This window comes from Nostoc sp. (assembly GCF_036919555.1).
Classification (GTDB): Bacteria; Cyanobacteriota; Cyanobacteriia; order Cyanobacteriales; family Nostocaceae; genus Nostoc.
In genome coordinates, this window is the sequence record NZ_JBALCS010000100.1 from 91,736 (window position 1) to 111,508 (window position 19,773).

The window sequence follows — 19,773 nt, forward strand, 5'->3', positions numbered from 1 at the left end:
CAACCTTGTCTTTCATAGGATACCCAGATTAACAATTCAAAATTCAAAATTCAAAAAGGATTATAGAATAAACTAAAATACAGACCGTTTTCTTGTAATGTTCTCTCATTTGAGTCAACAGATACTAAAGGAATGCCCCAGTCAAGACGAACGGTGAAGCGATCGCTCTGTGACCAACGCAAACCCAGACCAACAGCAGCTAGAATATTATGATCGGGATTCTTTTCACCAGAACTATTCCAGCCAATACCAAAATCCGCAAAGGGGACAACCTGTAAGGTGCTATCTATCTGGGGTAAGCGCAGAATCGGTACTTGAACTTCAGCAGAAACAAAAGTGCCATTATCCGTCAGCAGGTAATCTTGACGGTAGCCTCGAATGCTATCCTGCCCACCTAAGCCAAATTGCTCTAAAGGTAATAGTGTTCTGGATGCGAGTTGCGTATTTAAACGAAGTAATAGTAAGGTTTCAGGAGCTAAAAGGCGTGCCCACTGCGCTTGCCCTTGCCAAGCAAAAAAACGGCTGTCGGGAGGATTTTGATTAATCGTGGGATTCAACGCATCTATGCCCAAACTAAATTGAGAGCGGAGGGCGATGACTTCATGGCTGTTACGAGAAGTCCATTCTTGAAAAAATCGCAACGCAGATACCTTGGTGCGTCCCTGTTCATCAGCGCCTAAACCGGGGAAAGCTAGTCGCTCTCCCAAGGGGGAATAGGAGGCTTCACTTTCCCGTCGGGAGGCTGTCAACCCCACGGCGAATTCTTGTGTCGGAGTTTGAACTATGGGCTGGCGAAATGTTAGTTCGTAATAGCGAGAAGCCGATTGGATATCTAAAACGTTGAAAGGAGGTTCAATGACATTACTTGAGGTAGTGCCATAGTTGAAACTCAGGGTTCCGTTCTGGGGATTGAGTGGTAATGTATAGCTGGCGTCAAAGGAGTTGCTACCATCGGTATTAGTGTAAGCTACACCTAGAGCGTCTCCCAGTCCCAATAAGTTGGCTTCATTCAATTGTAATCGGCGGCGGAAACTGCCAACGCTAGGCGATCGCCCATTATCAAGAATTATTTGGCTACTAAAGGTTTTTGCCTCACTGATCTTAACTTCTAAGAGACTCACACCATTTTGCGATCCTGCCGAGAGTTCAGCAGAGACGTTTTGAATCAAAGGATTAAGTTGCAAAAGTTGCAGTGCCTCTAGTAGACGCTGGCGATTCAGAGGCGGTGATGTCGCTATTGCTAGTCGGCTACGGACATAATTCGGATTCAACCGCCGAGTCCCAGTTACGTGGATATCTTCTAATTTACCTTCCACCACCTGAATTTTAACAACACCCGATCGGATTGTTTGGGGTGGAATATAGGCACCAGAAGTAATGTAACCATTTTTGACGTATAGATCAGTGATTTTAGAACGTGCTTGATACACTTCAGTCAGTGAGATCGGTCGTTTCGTAAATTCAGCAGTGGCTTTGGCTAACTCTTGGGCACTGAAGACTGTGCTACCAATAACTTCAAACCGTTCAACAACAATACTTTGAGGAAAGTTACCAGGTAGTGGTTCCTCAGGTGTGGGAGTTGGGGCAGAGGGGGGAAATAGTTCTGCTGGTGGGGGAAGTGGCTGTGGCAGTTCCGGTGAGGGAAGTGGCGAAGGTGCAGGTGGTTGGACATCCTGTGGTGGTGGGAGTTTTTGCGACAGGATGAAATTACTAGTTGGTAATTCTTTAGTATCAATAGCCTGAGCTTTCTCTGGACTAGAAGATATGCTGCTGAGTGATAGAAGCATACTCAGAGGTAAGCAGGAGACTATCAGATTCTGAGGATATTTATCAATCATCGCACTGGACTATTTTTTGTTAGGAACTGTGGGATTATACGGCGACTATTTCAGATGTGAATCTTACTGTTGCTAAAGTTGATATCTTGGGCAATTCTCAATTTATTCAGCACTGAGTAAGGTAAATGTCATATTTATTCAGCTAGGGAAGTATCAATGCAGACTTAAAAGTATTGATGGTATTTGAGCCGCATAAGCAAGCAGATATGTTGGAATTATCTGTGTCTGCCAGAGATATAGACCTAAAGTATTTGGATAAATCAGGATTTTGTGTATGACGCGATCCAGGTTACACTTATGACTTCTGAAGGTAAGCAAGTAGGCGCAAATAATTAGAAGATGCTGTCGGGTAGACACCCTAAAGATCCATACCCCTTTGCTTAAACATTCCCATCAATTTATGTTTCCGAGCGTGGGTTTGCATCAAGTTTTCCCGATAGCTTAACCAGTCTGCTTTCTTCCCAGATTCCAAGTAGGCATTACGTGCCTTTTTCAACCATTCAACCGCATAGTAGTAGTATTCGGCTTTACCTGCATTCATAATCTTTTCGGCACGACGACAAGCATTAGCAATCACCCAACCCGGATTGTGAGGGATAGCAGCATCCATGACTCGGTGAATCAACTCGGAATAATAAGAACTGAGTTCACTAACGATCGCAATTGCATCATCAATTAGCCCTTCATATAAAAATATATCCACCTTGTCTGATTCTGTTCCCCAACCACTATCAGTACGGATAATTTTCAGCAGGTCTGTTTTGAGGCTTTCCCAATTTTCCCCAGCCAATTCTGTCATCTTTTGGTAGTCAACAAAGCAAGGTTTGACTTGAAAAGCCGCCTTGATTGCTAATAAAGCAGCTTGACTATTACCCCATTCCAGAGCCAAATCACTTGTCCAAATTCCCAATTCGTACTGACAATTACCCGGTAAATTTAATCCACTCTGGGCTATATCTAGTGCTTGCTGTAATGCCCCCTGAACGCTGAGTGTTTTCGCTAAAGCAAAGGCTTCTTCCATTGAGTTCATCTGGGTTTGAGCAGCATCAATTGCTTCTTCCACTCTACCTAAACGCCCTAGCATTGTTAGATACTGCTGGGTTTGTCCTTCCGCTTCTGCTAAATATAGGTATTCTTGGTAACGTTCCTGACGTTCGAGAATTTTCAGCCGAATTAGTGCCAAATCATCTGCATAATCTGGCACGTCTTCTTCCCAAGCTCCCCTTTCGGTGATATTACCTTGGATAACTTGCACCAGTGGCGGATAATCCCAACCTTGGCGTAAAGCCTCCATAACTAGGCCAAAATCAGCATTCCATTCATCTTGCCAGGTTTCCAAATTTATTTGAATATCAACTTTTTCTTCTGGGGTCAGCTCCACACTGAGAATTGCTTCACACCAGGCATTATTCAATTCTCCGACAATTTGATCATTTTCAACGCCGTATTCTGCAACCTCATGCCAATTTTCCACACAGGTAGAGGTAATCACTTCTAAAATAGCGATCGCATTTTCACCCTCTCCCTGTTCGCTAAAATCTATCGCAGTTTGGACTACACTCAGCAATTCCCCGGCAATCGGGTCTTCTTCGCACCCCTCCTCAAAGTAACGCACGGCATCCCGGAGAATCTGCCGTACTTGTCCCCGAAAGGGAGCCGGATCAATAGTACTACGGCGCAGAGGTTTTGTGGTTGTTTCCTCCCCAGCAGGATTGATCATCCAATTAACATGGCGGTTAATCGCCTCGATTAGTGGTGGGTATTCTGTTACCAAATTTTGCAGCAGCCTTTGAGTTTGGATATGATCCAAGCGATCGAGTAGTTGTTCTAAGGTAGGGCGCTGCTCAATATTTTCTGAGTTACGCGCACAAACGAGCATCGTCGCTACAATGTGTTTGCACCAACCCTCAAAGTTGTAACCACAGGTACAGTTGACTGAGGTTAACCCACTGCTATCGAAACTCAGATTGACATGATCAGGTCTAGTTTGATTGCCCATAACATCTGCCTGAAGCAGATGACCACGTTGGGTAACAGCATTGACAGCACCAGCTGCATAGTATGCCTCGCCCTGCTGGAAAGATTTGGCGTTAGCATGACGGCGGATAGTAAATTCACTAATTTGGGGAATAGACATGGAGCAATTGCCATTGGATTTAGTCACAGATTTTTGTAGTAAAGCAGAGTTAAGCGTAGTCATAACTATCTTTTAGATGTAATCTTTTGAATTGATTCAAGTTACCTCCATACCTAACTCCTTTTATCCTAATTTCCAATCTTGTTGCAGACTGCACAACTACACGTCCAGTCGCTTCCTTAATACCGAATTATTCCGTTATTCAATGCCCCCTGTGTAAATCCTCTGGATAAATCTTAAATCCAGCTTAGGTGTTAGGCTAACGCGCTGTAAAGAAATTCAAAGGTGTGGGGAATCGGGAGTCTGGATGAGACTGTAATTTCTATTCATTAACTAGCTCACGGGATGTGCGACTTCTTCTTAAAACCCCACTTCCATTCCTCTCCCCGTTGGGGTTAGCCTGCCGTTAGGCAAGGGTCGAGAGGCTTTAAGTCTTGCTCCCCTTCCCTACCAGGTTTGGGGCTGGGGGTTAGGTTTGAGAGAAAGTTGCACACCGCGTTAGCTCAGAACTGGGAATTAGCTTTACTATCAGGCAAATAGTCACCTACTTTCTTGTTGCTTTTCTGGGAAAACCAACTTATATAATGAAAACATCCATATTTTCCCCAGAAGTCAGTGAATCATAATTTGAGTTAGCAACACCCGAACCTTAAATCAGTGAACAGTCAACAGTAAACACTCCTGATAGTGTATGGTGAGTGATTTAGAGTCAAGGGATAAAACTGATAACTGTTAAAGGGGTTGCACTGATTGTCGGTCAAGTTGAGAATAAATAGACGAAGCACACGGGGAAACTAACGTGAGTCAAGAATTTGATTACGATTTAGTAATTATCGGCGCTGGTGTAGGCGGACATGGCGCAGCCTTACACGCCGTAAGTTGCGGTCTGAAAACAGCGATTATTGAAGCTGCTGATATGGGAGGAACCTGTGTTAATCGGGGCTGTATTCCTTCTAAAGCACTGCTGGCAGCATCTGGACGTGTGCGGGAGTTACGCAATGCCCACCACCTCAAGTCACTAGGAATTCAAGTTGGTAGCGTGGAATTCGATCGCCAAGCGATCGCTAATCATGCTAGTAATCTCGTATCGAAAATTCAAGGCGACTTAACCAACAGCCTCAAACGTCTAAAAGTCGATATCATCAGGGGTTGGGGAAAAATCGCTGGGGCGCAAAAAGTCTCCATCACCACAGACGGTGGTGAAAAAACCATCACAGCCAAAGACATTATCCTTTCTCCTGGTTCAATTCCTTTTGTGCCTCCAGGGATTGAAGTAGACGGCAAAACTGTCTTTACCAGCGATCAAGGCGTCAAGTTAGAGTCATTACCAGACTGGATGGCGATTATTGGCAGTGGTTACATCGGCTTAGAATTTTCTGATATTTACTCAGCTTTGGGTTGTGAAATCACCATGATTGAAGCCCTAGATCAGCTAATGCCAGGATTTGACCGCGATATTGCCAAACTTGCCGAACGAGTGCTGATTACTCCCCGCGATATTGAAACGAAAGTAGGGATATACGCCAAAAAAGTCATTCCCGGTTCACCTGTGGTGATTGAGTTAGCAGATTTCAAAACCAAAGAAGATTTAGATGTGATCGAAGTAGATGCTTGCTTGGTAGCTACGGGACGCATCCCCGCGACCAAAAATCTCGGTTTAGAGTCTGTGGGTGTGGAAATTGATCGGCGGAATTTTATCCCAGTTGACGATCGCATGGCAGTGTTGTCAGCCGGTGAAGTAGTACCGCATTTGTGGGCAATTGGCGATGCTAATGGGAAGATGATGTTGGCACATGCGGCTTCTGCTCAAGGCATCATCGCGGTAGAAAACATAGTTGGGAGGGAAAAAATAGTAGACTATCGCAGCATCCCGGCCGCGGCATTTACCCATCCAGAAGTCAGCTATGTGGGCTTAACGGAAACCGCAGCGAAGGAGTTGGGACAAACCGAAGGCTTTGAAATCGCCACCAGTAAAAGTTACTTCAAAGGGAATTCCAAAGCGTTAGCAGAAAATGAAGCCGACGGGATTGCCAAGGTGATATATCGCAAAGACACCGGAGAAGTCTTAGGCGTTCACATTTTCGGACTGCACGCCTCAGACTTAATTCATGAAGCGTCAGCCGCGATCGCAAACCGTCAATCTGTGCAAAGCCTTGCACATCTAGTTCACGCCCACCCGACACTTTCCGAAGTCTTGGACGAAGCTTATAAACGAGCGATCGCCATCTAAAAGTTAGGAGTCAGGAGTTAATAATTCCTAACTCCTAACTCCTAATTCCTAACTCCTAACTCAGCACTGATTATGCAAATTCGCCGCCGTTCACCTAACCCAGCTATTAATGTATCGATATTGCGTTATCAGACTGCCGTGCCTGATGCAGCGCCAAAGAACATCTTGGAGGAAATTGTCTGGCAGAAAGAAGTAGAATATGACCAAATGCGGGAAAAAGTTCCTTTACAGGAATTGGTCAAGCAGGTACTAACTGCGCCGCCAACTCGTGATTTTATCGCCGCCTTGCGCCAAGGTAAGACTAAGCCAGCATTGATTGCCGAAGTTAAAAAAGCTTCACCCAGTAAAGGCGTTTTACGAGCAGATTTTGACCCAGTAGCGATCGCTCTTTCTTATCAGCAAGCCAAAGCTACTTGTATTTCTGTGCTGACCGATGTCAAGTTCTTTCAAGGTAGTTTTGACAACTTAGCCAAGGTTCGGGCTGCCGTAGATTTGCCGCTACTGTGCAAAGAATTTATCATTTATGCTTACCAGATATACTTGGCGCGGGTTCAGGGTGCAGATGCAATTCTATTGATTGCAGCTATCCTGGGCGATCAAGATTTGCAATACTTCCTGAAAATTGCTAATAAACTGAAAATGGCAGCCTTGATTGAAGTCCATAATTTGGTAGAACTTGACCGTGTGTTAGCCTTAGATGGGGTCTCCTTAGTAGGAATTAATAATCGCAATTTGGAAGATTTCTCTGTTGACCTGCAAACTACTTGCCAACTTTTAGCTGCAAGAGGTAGCCAATTGCAGGAGAAAAACATCCTTGTTGTCAGCGAGTCAGGACTACACAACCCAGATGATTTGAGTTTGGTACTTACAGCAGGTGCATCTGCGGTACTCATTGGAGAATCTTTGGTAAAACAACCAGATCCCGGCGCAGCGATAGGCCGTATCTTGCCGACGAATTTCTGAAAGCAACACCGTCCCTGCGCGAAGGGGCGCAGGGCAACTAACTGCACACAATAACCGAGCGGCCACACTATGCGTAGATACGCAGCACTTTGCTGTTAAGTTATCATCAATATCTTTGCCAAATCTTCATTGCTAATCAAATAAAAGCCATAAGCAACTAGTTATTTCTTATGTAACAATTCATTAACAAGAGACAAACTCTGACTAAGACAAAATCCCAAATATAAAATCAAAATTTAACTTCATGGAGCAAATTCCTCTACCTTCACCTATTCACTACGAACTTATACTTCAACTTTTAGAAAGACAAACCATGTTAGCGGTAAATGATAATCCAGATTTACGGCATCAAGTGAATCAGCTAATTATTACTCTCCGTAAAGCTGCTGTGCAGCAAAAACGACTAGAAGAAATTTGCGAGTTTTCCTCTGTAACTATTGATCACCGTTGGTCGATCAACCATCATAACAATAGCAAAGTTGTTGCCCCTGATTGAAGCTGATAACTTAATATTGATTTAGAGGAAACTGTAGATCAGCTAAAATATTGATCATATTCTCTCTCGAATTTGACGAAAGATGAAATATAACAGCATTGATGAACTCTTCAGAAATAATCAGGCTTGGGTTGCGGAGAAACTGATTCTAGACCCAACTTACTTTCAAGAATTATCAAATGGACAAACACCACCTTTTCTATACATTGGGTGTTCTGATAGTCGTCTGGCATTAACAAGCTTTACCCGTACTGAACCAGGAGAGTTATTTGTACATCGTAATATTGCCAATCAAGTTTCTCTGACGGATATTAACTTTTTAGCCGTTTTAGAATATGCAATTTTACATCTTGGGGTGGAACATATTATCGTTTGTGGTCACTACGATTGCGGCGGAATTAAGGCGGCTTTAGAAGGAAGAACCATCGGAATTCTTGATAACTGGGTAAATCCGATTCGGGAACTATACTTACAGAAACAAGAAGAAATTGATGCCTTGCCAACAAGAGAAGAACGTCTGAATCGTTTGGCGGAAATCAATGTTGTGGCACAAGTAAAAAATCTTTACCAAACTTCGATGATGCGTCAGGCACTCTATGAACGAAAAGCGCCTATTGTTCATGGCTGGGTACTAGATATACGCACTGGGCTAATTAAAGATTTGAACGTTTCAACTGTGCAATGGCAATTGCACATCTGCCCCTTACTTCTAGAGTTTAGGCTCTACGCCATGTTAAAAAATGAGAGTTAATTCGGTATTTATCGCCACACAACAATATACATTTGAGAGGGGATCAATCATGGCTTTACAACTTTTATTTGAAGTGAAATAAATAGTTGTTTTTTGTCACACTCTTGTAAATTTTACATCAAAGTTATAAATTATTTTTTTATATTTTTGTCCAATTAGAGTTACTAATAAATATTACTAATAGAAGAGTCTGTTATGGCTCTGGCTAACGTACCGTGACAGATTAGATTAACAAAGTAACACACTTTAAAAGTTGGATATTTATTTAATTGTAAATCCCCAATTTATTTCAATACAGTTCAGTTAAGGATAATTGTAGGTTGGGTTTAAGAAGTGAAACCCAACAAACCCTGCAAAATGTTGGGTTTCGTTCCTCAACCCAACCTACGCGTGTTAAGGTTTTTGGCTCTAACCCAACCGTATTGCAATTTATTTTTAATTAAGAAGTTGCGGATATCTAATTAATAGCTCTTTTCGTAGAGGCAATTCATGAATTGCCTCTATGCAAATATTACTCAGAATCAGTAACGCCGAGATTGGTACACTCAAGCTATCCCGACAAAGAATTATTTCTTAGAAATTATCCACACTGCATGAATAATCCCAGGAATGTAACCAAAAAGCGTCAAAACTATATTAATCCAAAAGTCTATACCAAAACCTACTTGCAAAAAAACTCCCAAAGGCGGTAAGAAAATGGCACACAGAAGACGAACTAAATCCATTTGAACCTCCTGTTAATCTCATAAAAACAGCTTGTTGGCGAAGTTATTCACCACTATTCAAGCATATTTGGACTTTTCAAAGATAACATTTATTCTCTCAATCGAGGTCACGCTTCAGATGCAGTAAACCGCACTCAAGATTAGCCACCGCTAATTTTAGCTTTATAACCTAGCTTGGTCAAAATCTCGACAATTTTCTGCTTGTGTTCGCCCTGGATTTCAATTTCGTTGTCTTTAATTGTCCCACCTGTCCCACACTGGGTTTTCAACTGCTTCACCAAATCGGCCAAGGTTTCCGCTTTGCCTTGAAAACCGCTAATCACTGTGACGGTTTTGCCTTTGCGTCCTTTGCGGGAAGCTTGTACTTTGAGATTTTGTTGTTGTGGGGGCAGTTCTGGAATTGGTCTTTCTGTGGCGGCAGAGTTGTCGTTGCCAAATTCGCGGTAGACAAAGCCTTTATCGGAAGATTTGGGATTGGAAGAAGACATAAAATGAATGTTTAAGAAAAATTTCAAAGGCAGTGGAAACTTCTACGCAACCATTCTGCTGGGATATCAATTTCTAGGCTAACATCACAAATCCATTGCAAGGGATTCAAAGTAATTGGGCATGGGGCATTAACGAAAAATTTAGTTCCCAGTCCCCAGATGTGCCCCAGACTTTCTATAATAATTAAGTCATTCCCGTCATCAAAATCAACTCGTGACTACCACTCCCCTGTCTGCAAGTTCAACTGCTCAGGTTCCCGATACGCTAGGTCGCTTTGGACGCTTTGGCGGTAAGTATGTACCTGAAACGCTGATGCCTGCTCTTACTGAACTAGAAACAGTTTATCAGCAATACCGTAATGACCCTAGTTTTCAAGCAGAACTACAGCAGTTATTACGAGATTATGTAGGACGTGCCACACCATTGTATTTCGCTGAACGCTTGACTGCTCATTATGCCCGACCCGATCGCACCGGACCACAAATTTACTTAAAGCGCGAGGATTTAAATCATACTGGCTCTCACAAAATTAATAATGCCCTCGGTCAGGTATTGTTGGCAAAGCGCATGGGCAAGCAACGGATTATTGCCGAAACGGGTGCTGGACAACATGGTGTTGCCACAGCCACAGTTTGCGCTCGTTTTGGGCTGGAATGCGTAATTTACATGGGCGTTCACGACATGGAACGCCAAGCTTTGAATGTGTTCAGAATGCAGCTAATGGGGGCAGAAGTGCGTCCAGTGGAGGCGGGAACGGGAACTTTGAAGGATGCCACTTCCGAAGCAATCCGGGATTGGGTAACAAATGTGGAAACGACTCACTATATTCTCGGTTCGGTAGCCGGACCCCATCCTTACCCGATGATGGTACGTGATTTTCATGCAGTAATCGGCAAAGAAACTCGCGCCCAAGCAATGGAAAAGTGGGGTGTATTGCCTGATATTCTCTTGGCTTGTGTCGGTGGTGGTTCCAATGCTATGGGACTATTCTATGAGTTTATTAATGAGTCTTCTATACGGTTAATTGGGGTTGAAGCAGCCGGAGAAGGTGTCAATACCGAAAAACACGCAGCGACCTTGACAAAAGGACGAGTTGGTGTATTGCACGGAGCAATGAGCTATCTGCTGCAAGATGAGGATGGGCAAATAATTGAGGCACACTCAATTAGTGCGGGGTTAGATTATCCCGGTGTCGGTCCAGAACATAGCTATTTGAAGGATATTGGTCGCGCCGAATACTATAGTGTGACGGATGCAGAAGCTTTAGCGGCATTTGGGCGATTGTCGAAATTGGAAGGAATTATCCCGGCATTAGAAACAGCCCATGCGATCGCCTACCTCGAAACCCTATGCCCCCAACTAACCGACAGCCCCCGGATTGTAATTAATTGCTCTGGACGCGGCGACAAGGATGTACAAACAGTAGCCAAGTTATTAAATGATGCGTAAATATACATAAAATTTTCGGAAAAAAGCAATAAATAATCGATCAACAATTCCAACACGCTAAGTACACCTTTGCGTAAAATCGTAGCGTTTTTAAACGCAGAGAAAGTATCGTTCATACTTACTCGGAAAAGACCGTATAATAATTAACTTTATACCCTGTTTCCAGGGTTGTTTAAGTACAGTTATTAATTGATAAAAGTAATTTAGTCTTTAAATGTCCCGAATGGGTAGAGGCAAATTTTTACCATACTATTGGTAGAATATTTATGTGAGTTATATTATATACTAGTTATAGCTAAATAATAATACTTAAAAATTTACTGAGTTCAAGGTTAAAACACAATTTTTTGTTAAGTGATACTTAGGTATTAACTTACATTTTTACCCCGTAATTTTAATGTTAAGAATTAACTTAATACCTAAATATCACTTATAAATTAAGTGTAATTACTAATTTACAGAAATAACATTCTTTAAAAATTTCACGGATGATGGTAGGGGGAAATTTTTTATAAACATGAAAATTTTTCGTAAAGTCGTGAATTTAAACGTTTACTGGTAGTTTTTGAACATAAAACCCCATAAATAGAGGTATATAGACCTATAATCAAGTTGTCAAATTGATACTTGCTTGGTTAAATTGTCTGGAGCTAGAGTTCAGTTAGTTTCAGCAAATGATTAAAACAACAATCTACAGCCTTGCTTTAAGCACTATTGCTCTCAGTAGTGGAGCGATCGCTACTTCTGTAACAAATCCCACTTTTACACCAGAATCTTCACAGGTATTAAGTAATACTGTTTATATCGCAGCATCTAGCGTCAACACTGCTAGTTTAGAAGTGTTGGTTTTCAATCAAATTAATGACTACAGAGCTTCCCAAGGGCTACCAAGGCTGACTCGTAATTCTGCCATCGATAATCAAGCCAGGATTCACAGTCAGGACATGGCTAGTGGTAAAGTTCCCTTTGGACATACGGGATTTCCAGAACGTGTTAACGCAATCGGTATTCCCTACAGAGCAGCTGGTGAAAATGTCGCTTCCAACGGGGGATATAGTAACCCTGCGAAAATAGCTGTTCAAGGCTGGCTCAATAGTCCAGGGCATCTAGCCAATATCAGAGGTAATTATAATAAGACGGGGATTGGTGTCTCTAGCAAGGATGGACGCGAAATCTACTTCACACAAATTTTCCTTCGCTAATAGATTTGGTAAAATTTAGGTTTTTTTCTGAAATTCCCCTGACTTCGGTTGTTAGCAAAGCTTTTGCTAAATGTTGAATAATGTAGTTTCAATGACATTTGTCTATTGAATACTACATTGTTTTTTTAGTAATTCATGAAAATCTGAAATTATCAGCCAAAATAACTGTTATTTCATGAAGCTGACCGATTGAAGTATTGACAATTGGAAATGATTGTTTGTACTTACAAAACAAGGATATAGCCAGATTGCCGAAATTCATCAATCCTTAATAGGATCGTGGTATATATTGTTGGAACAATAAGGTAGAGTAGAAGTCTTATATCTCTACACATTACGCAATTCTCCATGTTCCGACAAACTGCTTTTGGCATCGCTTTAAGTGCGCTTGTCCTTGCTAGTGGATTAACGACTGTTCCGATACCAAATTATCCTTCTACGAATACATCCACCCGTAATAAGCTGTTGTCGCTTTTTTCGAGTCAGGTTGCAATATCGACTCCTACTTTTAAAACTACGGAGTTAGAAAAATCAGTTTTTGACGAAATTAATCGATATCGGGCTTCTAAAGGACTGCGAAAGTTGACGCTAAATGCAAATATCACTCGACAGGCAAGAATTCATAGTCAAAATATGGCTAAAGGTAAAATCCCATTTAGTCATCAGGGATTTGAACGGCGAGTCAAAGCTATCCCTCTTCGCTACAACAGTGCGGCAGAAAATGTTGCTTTCAACCGGGGATATAGCAACCCTGTAAAGGAAGCTGTTACTGGTTGGATAAACAGTCCCGGACATCTAAAGAATCTTAAAGGAAATTACAACCTGACTGGAATTGGTGTTGCTACTAATAATCAAGGCGAAGTCTACCTGACACAACTTTTCTTTCACACTAGGTAGATTTAATTTCTGATTTTTTGGCACAATAATGATGTAGTGTCTGACAAGACTTTTGTCTGCTAGACACTGCTATTATTTTTGAAAAATTCATGATATTACAAGATTTTCAGGTGAGCGATCGCGATCTCAGTGATGCAGCCCTTAACCAGTATATAGAATCTATAGCGCTCGCAGTTGATACAGAAACGATGGGATTATTGCCACAGCGCGATCGCTTATGTCTTGTCCAACTGTGTAATCTAGAAGGGAAAGTGACTGCAATCCGCATAGCCAAAGGACAAACTGACGCCCCCAACTTAAAAAAACTCTTGGAAGCGTCAAATGTCGTAAAAGTGTTTCACTTTGCTCGCTTTGACCTTGCCACTTTGCGAGCCAATCTGGGGATTCAGGTTAGCCCTGTTTTTTGCACCAAAATTGCCAGTAAATTAGCCCGTACTTACACAAATCGCCACGGACTCAAAGACGTGGTGCAAGAGTTAGAACAAGTGGAACTGGATAAAAGCTCTCAAAGTTCTGATTGGGGTAACGCCGCTAGTTTATCTGAAGCTCAACTGAGTTATGCTGCCAATGATGTGCGCTACTTACTTAGTGTGCAGCAGAAGCTAATAGAAATGCTCAAACGAGAAGAACGTTGGGAAATTGCTCAAGAATGTTTTGAATTTCTGCCAGTAATTGTTTCCTTAGATTTGTTGCAATTTAAAGATTTGTTTGAACATTGATCAAACAGCAAACCTCTTGCAAAAGTTATATTTCTGCTGGACAAGCCTCTGGAGGCAGAATATTTTGTCTCCTGACTCTTCAAACTTCTCATATGCCAAGGGCGAACGGCAACTCATTCTCCTGCACGCTATCACGTAGCTTGCTTCCTCGTAGGGGTACGAAGAATGACAAAAGCCGCAGTTGAGAGTTCTCTGTGAATTCTGACTTATTTCCTCACGAGAAATTGATATTTTGCAAGAAGTCTATTGCTGATTTGCTAAGTTATTTTATGCCTAAGAGTCAACATTGGAATCATCTGAACCTGTAGGAGTTCTAGATTCACTAATGTCTTACTTCACTTCATTAGCTTTGTCTTGAATGTCTTGCTTAACGTCACTGGCTTTCTCTTGAATGTCTTGCTTGACATCACTGGCTTTCTCTTGAATGCCTTCTTTGAGGTTACTGGCTTTCTCTTGAATGCTTTCTTTTAGATTACTGGCTCCCTCTTGAATGCCTTCTTTGAGGTTACTGGCTCCCTTTTTAATGGCTTCTGTCGCGCTACTGCCTCCCTTTTCCTGAATCTCTTGGTTCTTTTTTAACCGATCTACGATATTGTAGTCGTCTGGACCTGCGGGAGTTTTTGATTCAACAATGCCTTCTGTTGGGCCACCGATCGCCTTCCATGCAGCAAGACCACCTTTGAGTTGGGAGACATGCTCAAATCCATTAGAACGCAGTTGTTGTGCGGCTTGGGCAGTTTCTTCTTCATTAGCACCGTAAAGGTAAATATCACGGCTTTTATCCAAAGAAGGTACTGCACGCTCTACCAATCCATCTAATGGCATCGGCATCGCTCCCATAATGTGACCTTGGTTGAAGGTGTTGCGATCGCGCACATCCAGTATTGTAAAAGCTGGTTCGCCCCATTCTAGACGAGTCTTCAGGACATGAACATCAGATTGTGCTTCTATTGGTGGCTGTGGGGGAATGATGCCGCCTGCTAAATTGTTAGTCATAATTATTCCTCTGAGACGATATTAATAGCAATTTAACGGACTAAGCATATTTAATTGCTCTTTCTCTGGGATGAATATCCTCAAACTCTTTCCTAAGATAGAGTGGCTAATTGAAATATTTTCTACCATTTAATACATTGCCAATACAGTCAACTTAGACTATCTAGAGGAATTTTTTCGATTAATTTAATTAAATATGTTTTAAATTTATATTTCTAATCTTAATTATTCAGACACATGGGAAATAAATTTAAATTTATTAAAATCGCTACCTAATTAATAAAAAAATAGTCTAAATATTCAGCCATTAGTACAGGAATTGCGTACATTTTCAATATCTGCGATCGCTAACAATAATGTCTCCTCAATCTCTTGGCGCACTATTGGAGTTACACAAGTAGCGATATTAAGGCAATCTACCAGCAATTTATTCACATCGTAATATTGCTGAAGCAATTCTTTTTGCTGTTCGTTGAACTGCCAGTTATAACCAATATTGCGATACTTAATCAGCATATCTCTTAATTGTTCACCCCAGGTTTTACCCTTAGCTTGCCACCAGTCCCTAAACTTCTCTGGATTGCTGTCTATTTTTGGTAGTTGTTTTTTGAGTTTTTGCAGCACTTGCTTCAATTTAGAATCAACAACAAGGTCAACAGCTTTATCAAAGGTAATAACCAGGGCATCTGCATGATCAAGGGCATCGTTGAGGGTATACTCAAAGGCAAAGTCAAGCTCGTTAATGCAGGCAATAGTACTGAATAGAAACTCATCAAGTACGAGATCAGGGTCAAAGGCGATGTTACCAACAAGAGCGCACTCAAGGTCATAACCAGAAGTATAGACAAAGGTGTTAGACCTATAGCAAGAGCTTCGCTCAACGCAAACGAGGTAAAAGGCGCGAACGCCTGCTGCTTTGTAGCGGGTAGAGACTGAACTAGATTTTTGATGCAGCCAGGTGAGAAAATACTGTAATCTTTCGTCGCCAGCCACTAGCAAATCAATTTTTTGCTTGATTAACTGTAGTATTTCATTAGCATTCGGCAACATACTAACAGTTAGCAAAAATACCTGATACCAGTGCTTTTCAGTTATGTGACTGACCAGATTGTTCAAAGCATAGTTTGGGTAACTTTCAACAATTTTTCGAGCCGTGAAATACTCTTGAAACGTTAGATGAGAAAAAGAGTAAATTCCCCGTGCCCTTTCCACCAATAACCCATTTTGTACCTCAATTGCTTTCATCACTGCTTCGTTATCTATTTGTAAAGGTTTTAGATAGTCAGCAATAAGTTGCAGGATTTTTTCTTCTTCAAAAAAGTAATTTTCTTGCTCAAAAGTGATAGTTGCAAGTTGAAAAAGTAGTTTTTTCTTAATTACCAAAGTCAAATTACGAGCAATGCGATCGCGTTTAATTCCTCTGACTTCATCCCATCTTACCAGTAAAATGTTCAGTGCTTGCTCATATAACTTGGCTGGATTTAAAGGAAATTCATCTTTTATTTGGAATACCAAACAAATCCAATGCAACAGTAATGGAGTGATTGCCAATTCTCGGATATGCTGATTTTCTGGGAGATGCAACTGATTAATAAATAAATTTCCTATAGCTTCCCCATCTTCCCTGGACTTCAGAGCAACTGCAACAAACCAATTTTTAGCAAAAACTTCTACTTGCTCTTGGTCAAAGTCTGCTACTTCAACTTCAGTAAATCCCTGAAATCTATATTTTTGGGCCCCAATTCGACAGCTAATAACAAACTGATTTTTGTAAAAAGTTTGGATAAATCTCCGAATTTCTATTGTGACTTTATCTGCCTTTTCTGCTGGGACTTCATCTAATCCATCTAGCAAAATTAGCAGTTTTCCCTCAGCCAGCATAATTTGAGTTGATTCCTGTTCAACACCGCAACTGAGAAATTCTTGGCTGATATAGTTCAATAGATTGAATTCGCTGTCACTTTTGGCATCTTCAGCAAATTCTTTGACCCTAACAAAAGTTACTATGCGATTTGCTTGAAGTTCGCCTTTGTTACATTCAATCGCTAGATATTGCAAAAATGTAGTTTTACCTGACCCTGGTTTACCCAGTACCATCAGTTTTGAGTGGCGTAATACTGCTTCCAACCCTGGTAATCTTTTCTGACCCTTGTATCCTCCAAGCTGATTAAAGTCCGATTCAGATTTGAAGTCTTTCAATAGGTCAGAAATTTCTCGCCATTGCAAGCTGGTTATCTCCTCTAAGACATTAATATTGGTGTAAATGTCCATCAGTTCGACTGTCTGGGCAATGTCCAACATTTGCAGAATGTTACACTGGTCTTGGATTTTATCTTGGCGCTTTTGACGCACTTTCCGCACTAGTGTATCGAGGTCAGCACCTTTGAATTGCGCCTTAGTAGTTACCTCAAATGCCACATCTTCAGGTAAGCCAGCAACCTTTTGCCAAGATAATCCTAGCTGTTGGCAAATTTGCACAAAACAAGAGCGTGAAACCGACTCACCTGCAAAAAATTTGGAAACTGGTTGACGTGTAATGCCTAAAGCTGTTGCTAATTTATGCTGACTCCAAGTTTTGTCTGTTAAAGCTGTTTTTGCTGCCCTTATACCTTCTGGTGATGCTCTCAGTCCTTGGCTTGTCATAGTCTCAGGCTGATACTTATAGTATAGTATATGGTTAAGAGAGTAAATATATGTAAATCAACTCTAAGTAAATTAACGTAAAATCTTCCAACAAGATATACCCGTTATCTAGAGTAAATTTGGGTAAAGGAGGAGTTTAGAATCTAGATTGGTTTATAGCTTAGTTTGTGAGCCTTTGTAGATAACTAATTAATCAGGGAGTGCGTTGCTCTGACAAAGTTCTAGCAATTGCCGTGGTGTTTGGTGTTTTTCTGAACTATTTGCGGTTATGAAGATAGTCTGCAATTACACTGATCTTAAGTAGAAAAGTTCAAAATCAGAAAATATAAATTCAAAGTTATACAAAAATCATACAATATTCATACATTTTATCAGCATTATGATGGCTGAAGTTTTGATGAACTTCATGGAAAATTAATTGTATACAAGTACTACAATAGCGATCGCACTCAGCAGAGACGCGCGTGAATACACTTTCAACAGAAACACGTAAAGCAAAATTGGTGCAACAGCGAATCGCCCAATCTACAATAGGCAACATTATGGTTATGGTTACTGCTACTACTCCCAAAATTCTGATCGTTGACGATGACTTCGGCGTGCGAAATCTCGTCTATCGTTTTTTAAGTCGGAAATATCAAATAGAGTCGGCAGCAGATGGTAAGACTGCTTTATCGTTGTTTGAGCAATTCAACCCAGCTTTAGTGATTCTGGATTGGAATTTGCCGGATGTTAATGGTTATAGCCTCTGCCAAGAAATGCAGAGTCGTACTAATGTTTTAGTGCTAATACTAACTAGTAGGACTGACGAGGCTGATAAAATTAAAATCTTAAGCGCAGGTGCTGATGATTTCATGACTAAACCATTTAGTCTAGCAGAAGTTGAAGTTAGAGTAGAAGCTCTTTTGAGACGCATACGTTACATCAATCCCTCCCCATCACAACGTATCATCTTCAAGCAGCTAGCAATTAACCCAGAAGGTCGAGAGGTAACACTTAATGACAAGCCTCTTACTTTAACAGCGCTGGAATTTAATATCTTACATTTTTTGGCAAGTCATCCTAATCAGGCTTGGAGTCGCCCACAGCTAATCCAAAAAATCTGGGGTTGCGACTATATAGGAGATGGACGGGTAGTTGATGTGCATATTGGTCAGTTGCGTAAGAAGATGGAAGTCGATACCAGCATACCGGAGTTTATTAAAACTGTGCGGGGCTATGGTTACAAGTTTGAAGTGCCAGACGAGAATACTAATTCGTAATTAGTAATTCGTAATTAATGAGTACTTGCACCATTGTTTATTAATGGAGGCAAAAAATAGCATTTATGCATGGGGTAATAATTATAAATTATCATGACATCTGACTTACCTAAATACTTTTACTGAGGCTTGACTGTATAACTTGCGTTAATTTGGGACGTTGATACAAACTGATTTGGTGATTCCGTGTCTGCTCAAGCCTCAGACAGTAATTTTATTGCTTTTAATATATCGTCTCAAAATAAATTTCAGCAAAATCAAAATGTACAGAGCTTAACCGAAGTTTCGCCTATAGGTAAAATTTGGGACAAGCACAGAGCTAATACTGATAAACTCTTGCATTATTACGCCAAAGCAGACGAGCATTATTTTCAGCAGTATGCTTGGCGGATGAGAATGTGTTCCGAGTTGCTAGAATTTCAATTAATATTAGACGAATCGGAAGGTATTCTCAAGTTAAAGCTATCAGATGCCCGATTTTGTAGAGTTCGTCACTGTCCGGTTTGTCAGTGGCGGCGATCGCTCATGTGGAAAGCAAGAGCTTATAAAATTCTCCCACAGGTTGTCACTGATTACCCCAAGCACCGTTGGCTGTTTGTTACTTTGACTGTAAAGAATTGTCAAATTAAGGAACTCAAGGAAAACTTGGATTCGATAAATAAAGCTTTTAAGCGATTGACTGAATTGAAAGCATGGCCAGCAAAAGGTTGGGTAAAGTCCACAGAAGTCACCAAAAGTAAAGATGGAGTCTCGGCACATCCCCATTTACATATTTTGGCAATGGTGCCGCCTTCCTATTTCAGTCATGGCTATCTTTCTCATGCCAAATGGGTAGCGTTGTGGCAGCAGTGCTTACGGATTGATTACCAGCCTGTTGTTCATACTAGTACAGTACGGCGTAAATAAACAGACCATATTAGTGGGAGAATAAATAATCAGGTTAAAACCAGTTTCGCAGAGCATATCAAGGAATCAG

General features: G+C 41.2%; 15 protein-coding genes and 1 pseudogene. 10 read left to right on the forward strand and 6 right to left on the reverse strand.

Annotation, left to right across the window (positions count from 1 at the left end; genetic code table 11):
* Positions 1 to 50: 50 nt before the first annotated feature.
* Both V7K36_RS28410 and V7K36_RS28415 read right to left on the reverse strand, forming a co-directional pair.
* Complete coding sequence (locus V7K36_RS28410) at positions 51 to 1,838, reverse strand: ShlB/FhaC/HecB family hemolysin secretion/activation protein (protein ID WP_335121002.1); 1,788 nt, start codon at positions 1,836 to 1,838, stop codon at positions 51 to 53.
* A 358-nt stretch (positions 1,839 to 2,196) separates the two neighbouring features.
* Complete coding sequence (locus tag V7K36_RS28415; RefSeq protein WP_335121003.1) at positions 2,197 to 3,975, reverse strand: SWIM zinc finger family protein; 1,779 nt, start codon at positions 3,973 to 3,975, stop codon at positions 2,197 to 2,199.
* Positions 3,976 to 4,774: 799 nt separating this feature from the next.
* Between V7K36_RS28415 and lpdA the strand changes: the two genes are divergently transcribed.
* The 4 genes from lpdA (at position 4,775) to V7K36_RS28435 (ending at position 8,415) form a co-directional block, all read left to right on the forward strand.
* Positions 4,775 to 6,205 (forward strand): dihydrolipoyl dehydrogenase, encoded by a 1,431-nt coding sequence (lpdA, locus tag V7K36_RS28420; protein ID WP_335121004.1) that lies wholly within the window; start codon positions 4,775 to 4,777, stop codon positions 6,203 to 6,205.
* A gap of 72 nt (positions 6,206 to 6,277) precedes the next feature.
* The gene (gene trpC / locus V7K36_RS28425; protein WP_334939943.1) at positions 6,278 to 7,168 is read left to right on the forward strand and encodes an indole-3-glycerol phosphate synthase TrpC; all 891 of its coding nucleotides are present in this window, start codon (positions 6,278 to 6,280) and stop codon (positions 7,166 to 7,168) included.
* A 244-nt stretch (positions 7,169 to 7,412) separates the two neighbouring features.
* Positions 7,413 to 7,664: a DUF5340 domain-containing protein gene (locus V7K36_RS28430; RefSeq protein ID WP_335014687.1), complete on the forward strand. Its 252-nt coding sequence runs from the start codon at positions 7,413 to 7,415 to the stop codon at positions 7,662 to 7,664.
* A gap of 82 nt (positions 7,665 to 7,746) precedes the next feature.
* Positions 7,747 to 8,415: a carbonic anhydrase gene (locus V7K36_RS28435; RefSeq protein WP_334830790.1), complete on the forward strand. Its 669-nt coding sequence runs from the start codon at positions 7,747 to 7,749 to the stop codon at positions 8,413 to 8,415.
* Between the two features lie 566 nt (positions 8,416 to 8,981).
* Here the strand turns inward: V7K36_RS28435 and V7K36_RS28440 are convergent.
* The gene (locus V7K36_RS28440; RefSeq protein WP_334939939.1) at positions 8,982 to 9,140 is read right to left on the reverse strand and encodes a YqaE/Pmp3 family membrane protein; all 159 of its coding nucleotides are present in this window, start codon (positions 9,138 to 9,140) and stop codon (positions 8,982 to 8,984) included.
* A gap of 140 nt (positions 9,141 to 9,280) precedes the next feature.
* Positions 9,281 to 9,628: a translation initiation factor gene (locus V7K36_RS28445; RefSeq protein WP_334830786.1), complete on the reverse strand. Its 348-nt coding sequence runs from the start codon at positions 9,626 to 9,628 to the stop codon at positions 9,281 to 9,283.
* 214 nt (positions 9,629 to 9,842) lie between these two features.
* On the opposite strand from V7K36_RS28445, the gene trpB reads away from it, so the two are divergent.
* The 4 genes from trpB (at position 9,843) to V7K36_RS28465 (ending at position 13,896) form a co-directional block, all read left to right on the forward strand.
* Positions 9,843 to 11,078 (forward strand): tryptophan synthase subunit beta, encoded by a 1,236-nt coding sequence (gene trpB / locus V7K36_RS28450; RefSeq protein ID WP_334830784.1) that lies wholly within the window; start codon positions 9,843 to 9,845, stop codon positions 11,076 to 11,078.
* A gap of 674 nt (positions 11,079 to 11,752) precedes the next feature.
* Complete coding sequence (locus V7K36_RS28455; RefSeq protein ID WP_335121005.1) at positions 11,753 to 12,280, forward strand: CAP domain-containing protein; 528 nt, start codon at positions 11,753 to 11,755, stop codon at positions 12,278 to 12,280.
* Positions 12,281 to 12,628: 348 nt separating this feature from the next.
* Positions 12,629 to 13,177: a CAP domain-containing protein gene (locus V7K36_RS28460; RefSeq protein ID WP_335121006.1), complete on the forward strand. Its 549-nt coding sequence runs from the start codon at positions 12,629 to 12,631 to the stop codon at positions 13,175 to 13,177.
* Between the two features lie 89 nt (positions 13,178 to 13,266).
* A complete protein-coding gene (locus V7K36_RS28465; protein WP_335121007.1) occupies positions 13,267 to 13,896 on the forward strand; it encodes a ribonuclease H-like domain-containing protein in 630 nt (209 codons plus the stop codon).
* Positions 13,897 to 14,445: 549 nt separating this feature from the next.
* On the opposite strand, the pseudogene V7K36_RS28470 reads toward V7K36_RS28465, so the two are convergent.
* Both V7K36_RS28470 and V7K36_RS28475 read right to left on the reverse strand, forming a co-directional pair.
* Positions 14,446 to 14,892: pseudogene (locus V7K36_RS28470) on the reverse strand (rhodanese-like domain-containing protein); the annotation flags it as partial.
* Between the two features lie 300 nt (positions 14,893 to 15,192).
* Positions 15,193 to 17,535 (reverse strand): NACHT domain-containing protein, encoded by a 2,343-nt coding sequence (locus tag V7K36_RS28475; RefSeq protein WP_335121008.1) that lies wholly within the window; start codon positions 17,533 to 17,535, stop codon positions 15,193 to 15,195.
* Positions 17,536 to 18,077: 542 nt separating this feature from the next.
* Here V7K36_RS28475 and V7K36_RS28480 point away from each other — a divergent pair.
* On the forward strand, positions 18,078 to 18,797 hold the full coding sequence (locus tag V7K36_RS28480; RefSeq protein WP_335121013.1) for a response regulator transcription factor: 720 nt from the start codon (positions 18,078 to 18,080) through the stop codon (positions 18,795 to 18,797).
* Positions 18,798 to 18,983: 186 nt separating this feature from the next.
* Entirely contained in the window at positions 18,984 to 19,703 is a 720-nt protein-coding gene (locus V7K36_RS28485; RefSeq protein WP_335121009.1) for a protein rep, read from the forward strand.
* Positions 19,704 to 19,773: the final 70 nt, after the last annotated feature.

What these genes read in the sequence shown, in the direction of transcription:
- trpC (WP_334939943.1), top strand. Translation starts at nt 6,278, where the DNA reads ATGCAAATTCGCCGCCGTTCACCTAACCCAGCTATTAATGTATCGATA.
- V7K36_RS28430 (WP_335014687.1), top strand. Translation starts at nt 7,413, where the DNA reads ATGGAGCAAATTCCTCTACCTTCACCTATTCACTACGAACTTATACTT.
- V7K36_RS28410 (WP_335121002.1), bottom strand. Translation starts at nt 1,838, where the DNA reads ATGATTGATAAATATCCTCAGAATCTGATAGTCTCCTGCTTACCTCTG.
- V7K36_RS28435 (WP_334830790.1), top strand. Translation starts at nt 7,747, where the DNA reads ATGAAATATAACAGCATTGATGAACTCTTCAGAAATAATCAGGCTTGG.
- V7K36_RS28455 (WP_335121005.1), top strand. Translation starts at nt 11,753, where the DNA reads ATGATTAAAACAACAATCTACAGCCTTGCTTTAAGCACTATTGCTCTC.
- V7K36_RS28465 (WP_335121007.1), top strand. Translation starts at nt 13,267, where the DNA reads ATGATATTACAAGATTTTCAGGTGAGCGATCGCGATCTCAGTGATGCA.
- V7K36_RS28460 (WP_335121006.1), top strand. Translation starts at nt 12,629, where the DNA reads ATGTTCCGACAAACTGCTTTTGGCATCGCTTTAAGTGCGCTTGTCCTT.
- V7K36_RS28475 (WP_335121008.1), bottom strand. Translation starts at nt 17,535, where the DNA reads ATGACAAGCCAAGGACTGAGAGCATCACCAGAAGGTATAAGGGCAGCA.
- V7K36_RS28480 (WP_335121013.1), top strand. Translation starts at nt 18,078, where the DNA reads ATGGTTATGGTTACTGCTACTACTCCCAAAATTCTGATCGTTGACGAT.
- V7K36_RS28440 (WP_334939939.1), bottom strand. Translation starts at nt 9,140, where the DNA reads ATGGATTTAGTTCGTCTTCTGTGTGCCATTTTCTTACCGCCTTTGGGA.
- V7K36_RS28445 (WP_334830786.1), bottom strand. Translation starts at nt 9,628, where the DNA reads ATGTCTTCTTCCAATCCCAAATCTTCCGATAAAGGCTTTGTCTACCGC.
- V7K36_RS28415 (WP_335121003.1), bottom strand. Translation starts at nt 3,975, where the DNA reads ATGTCTATTCCCCAAATTAGTGAATTTACTATCCGCCGTCATGCTAAC.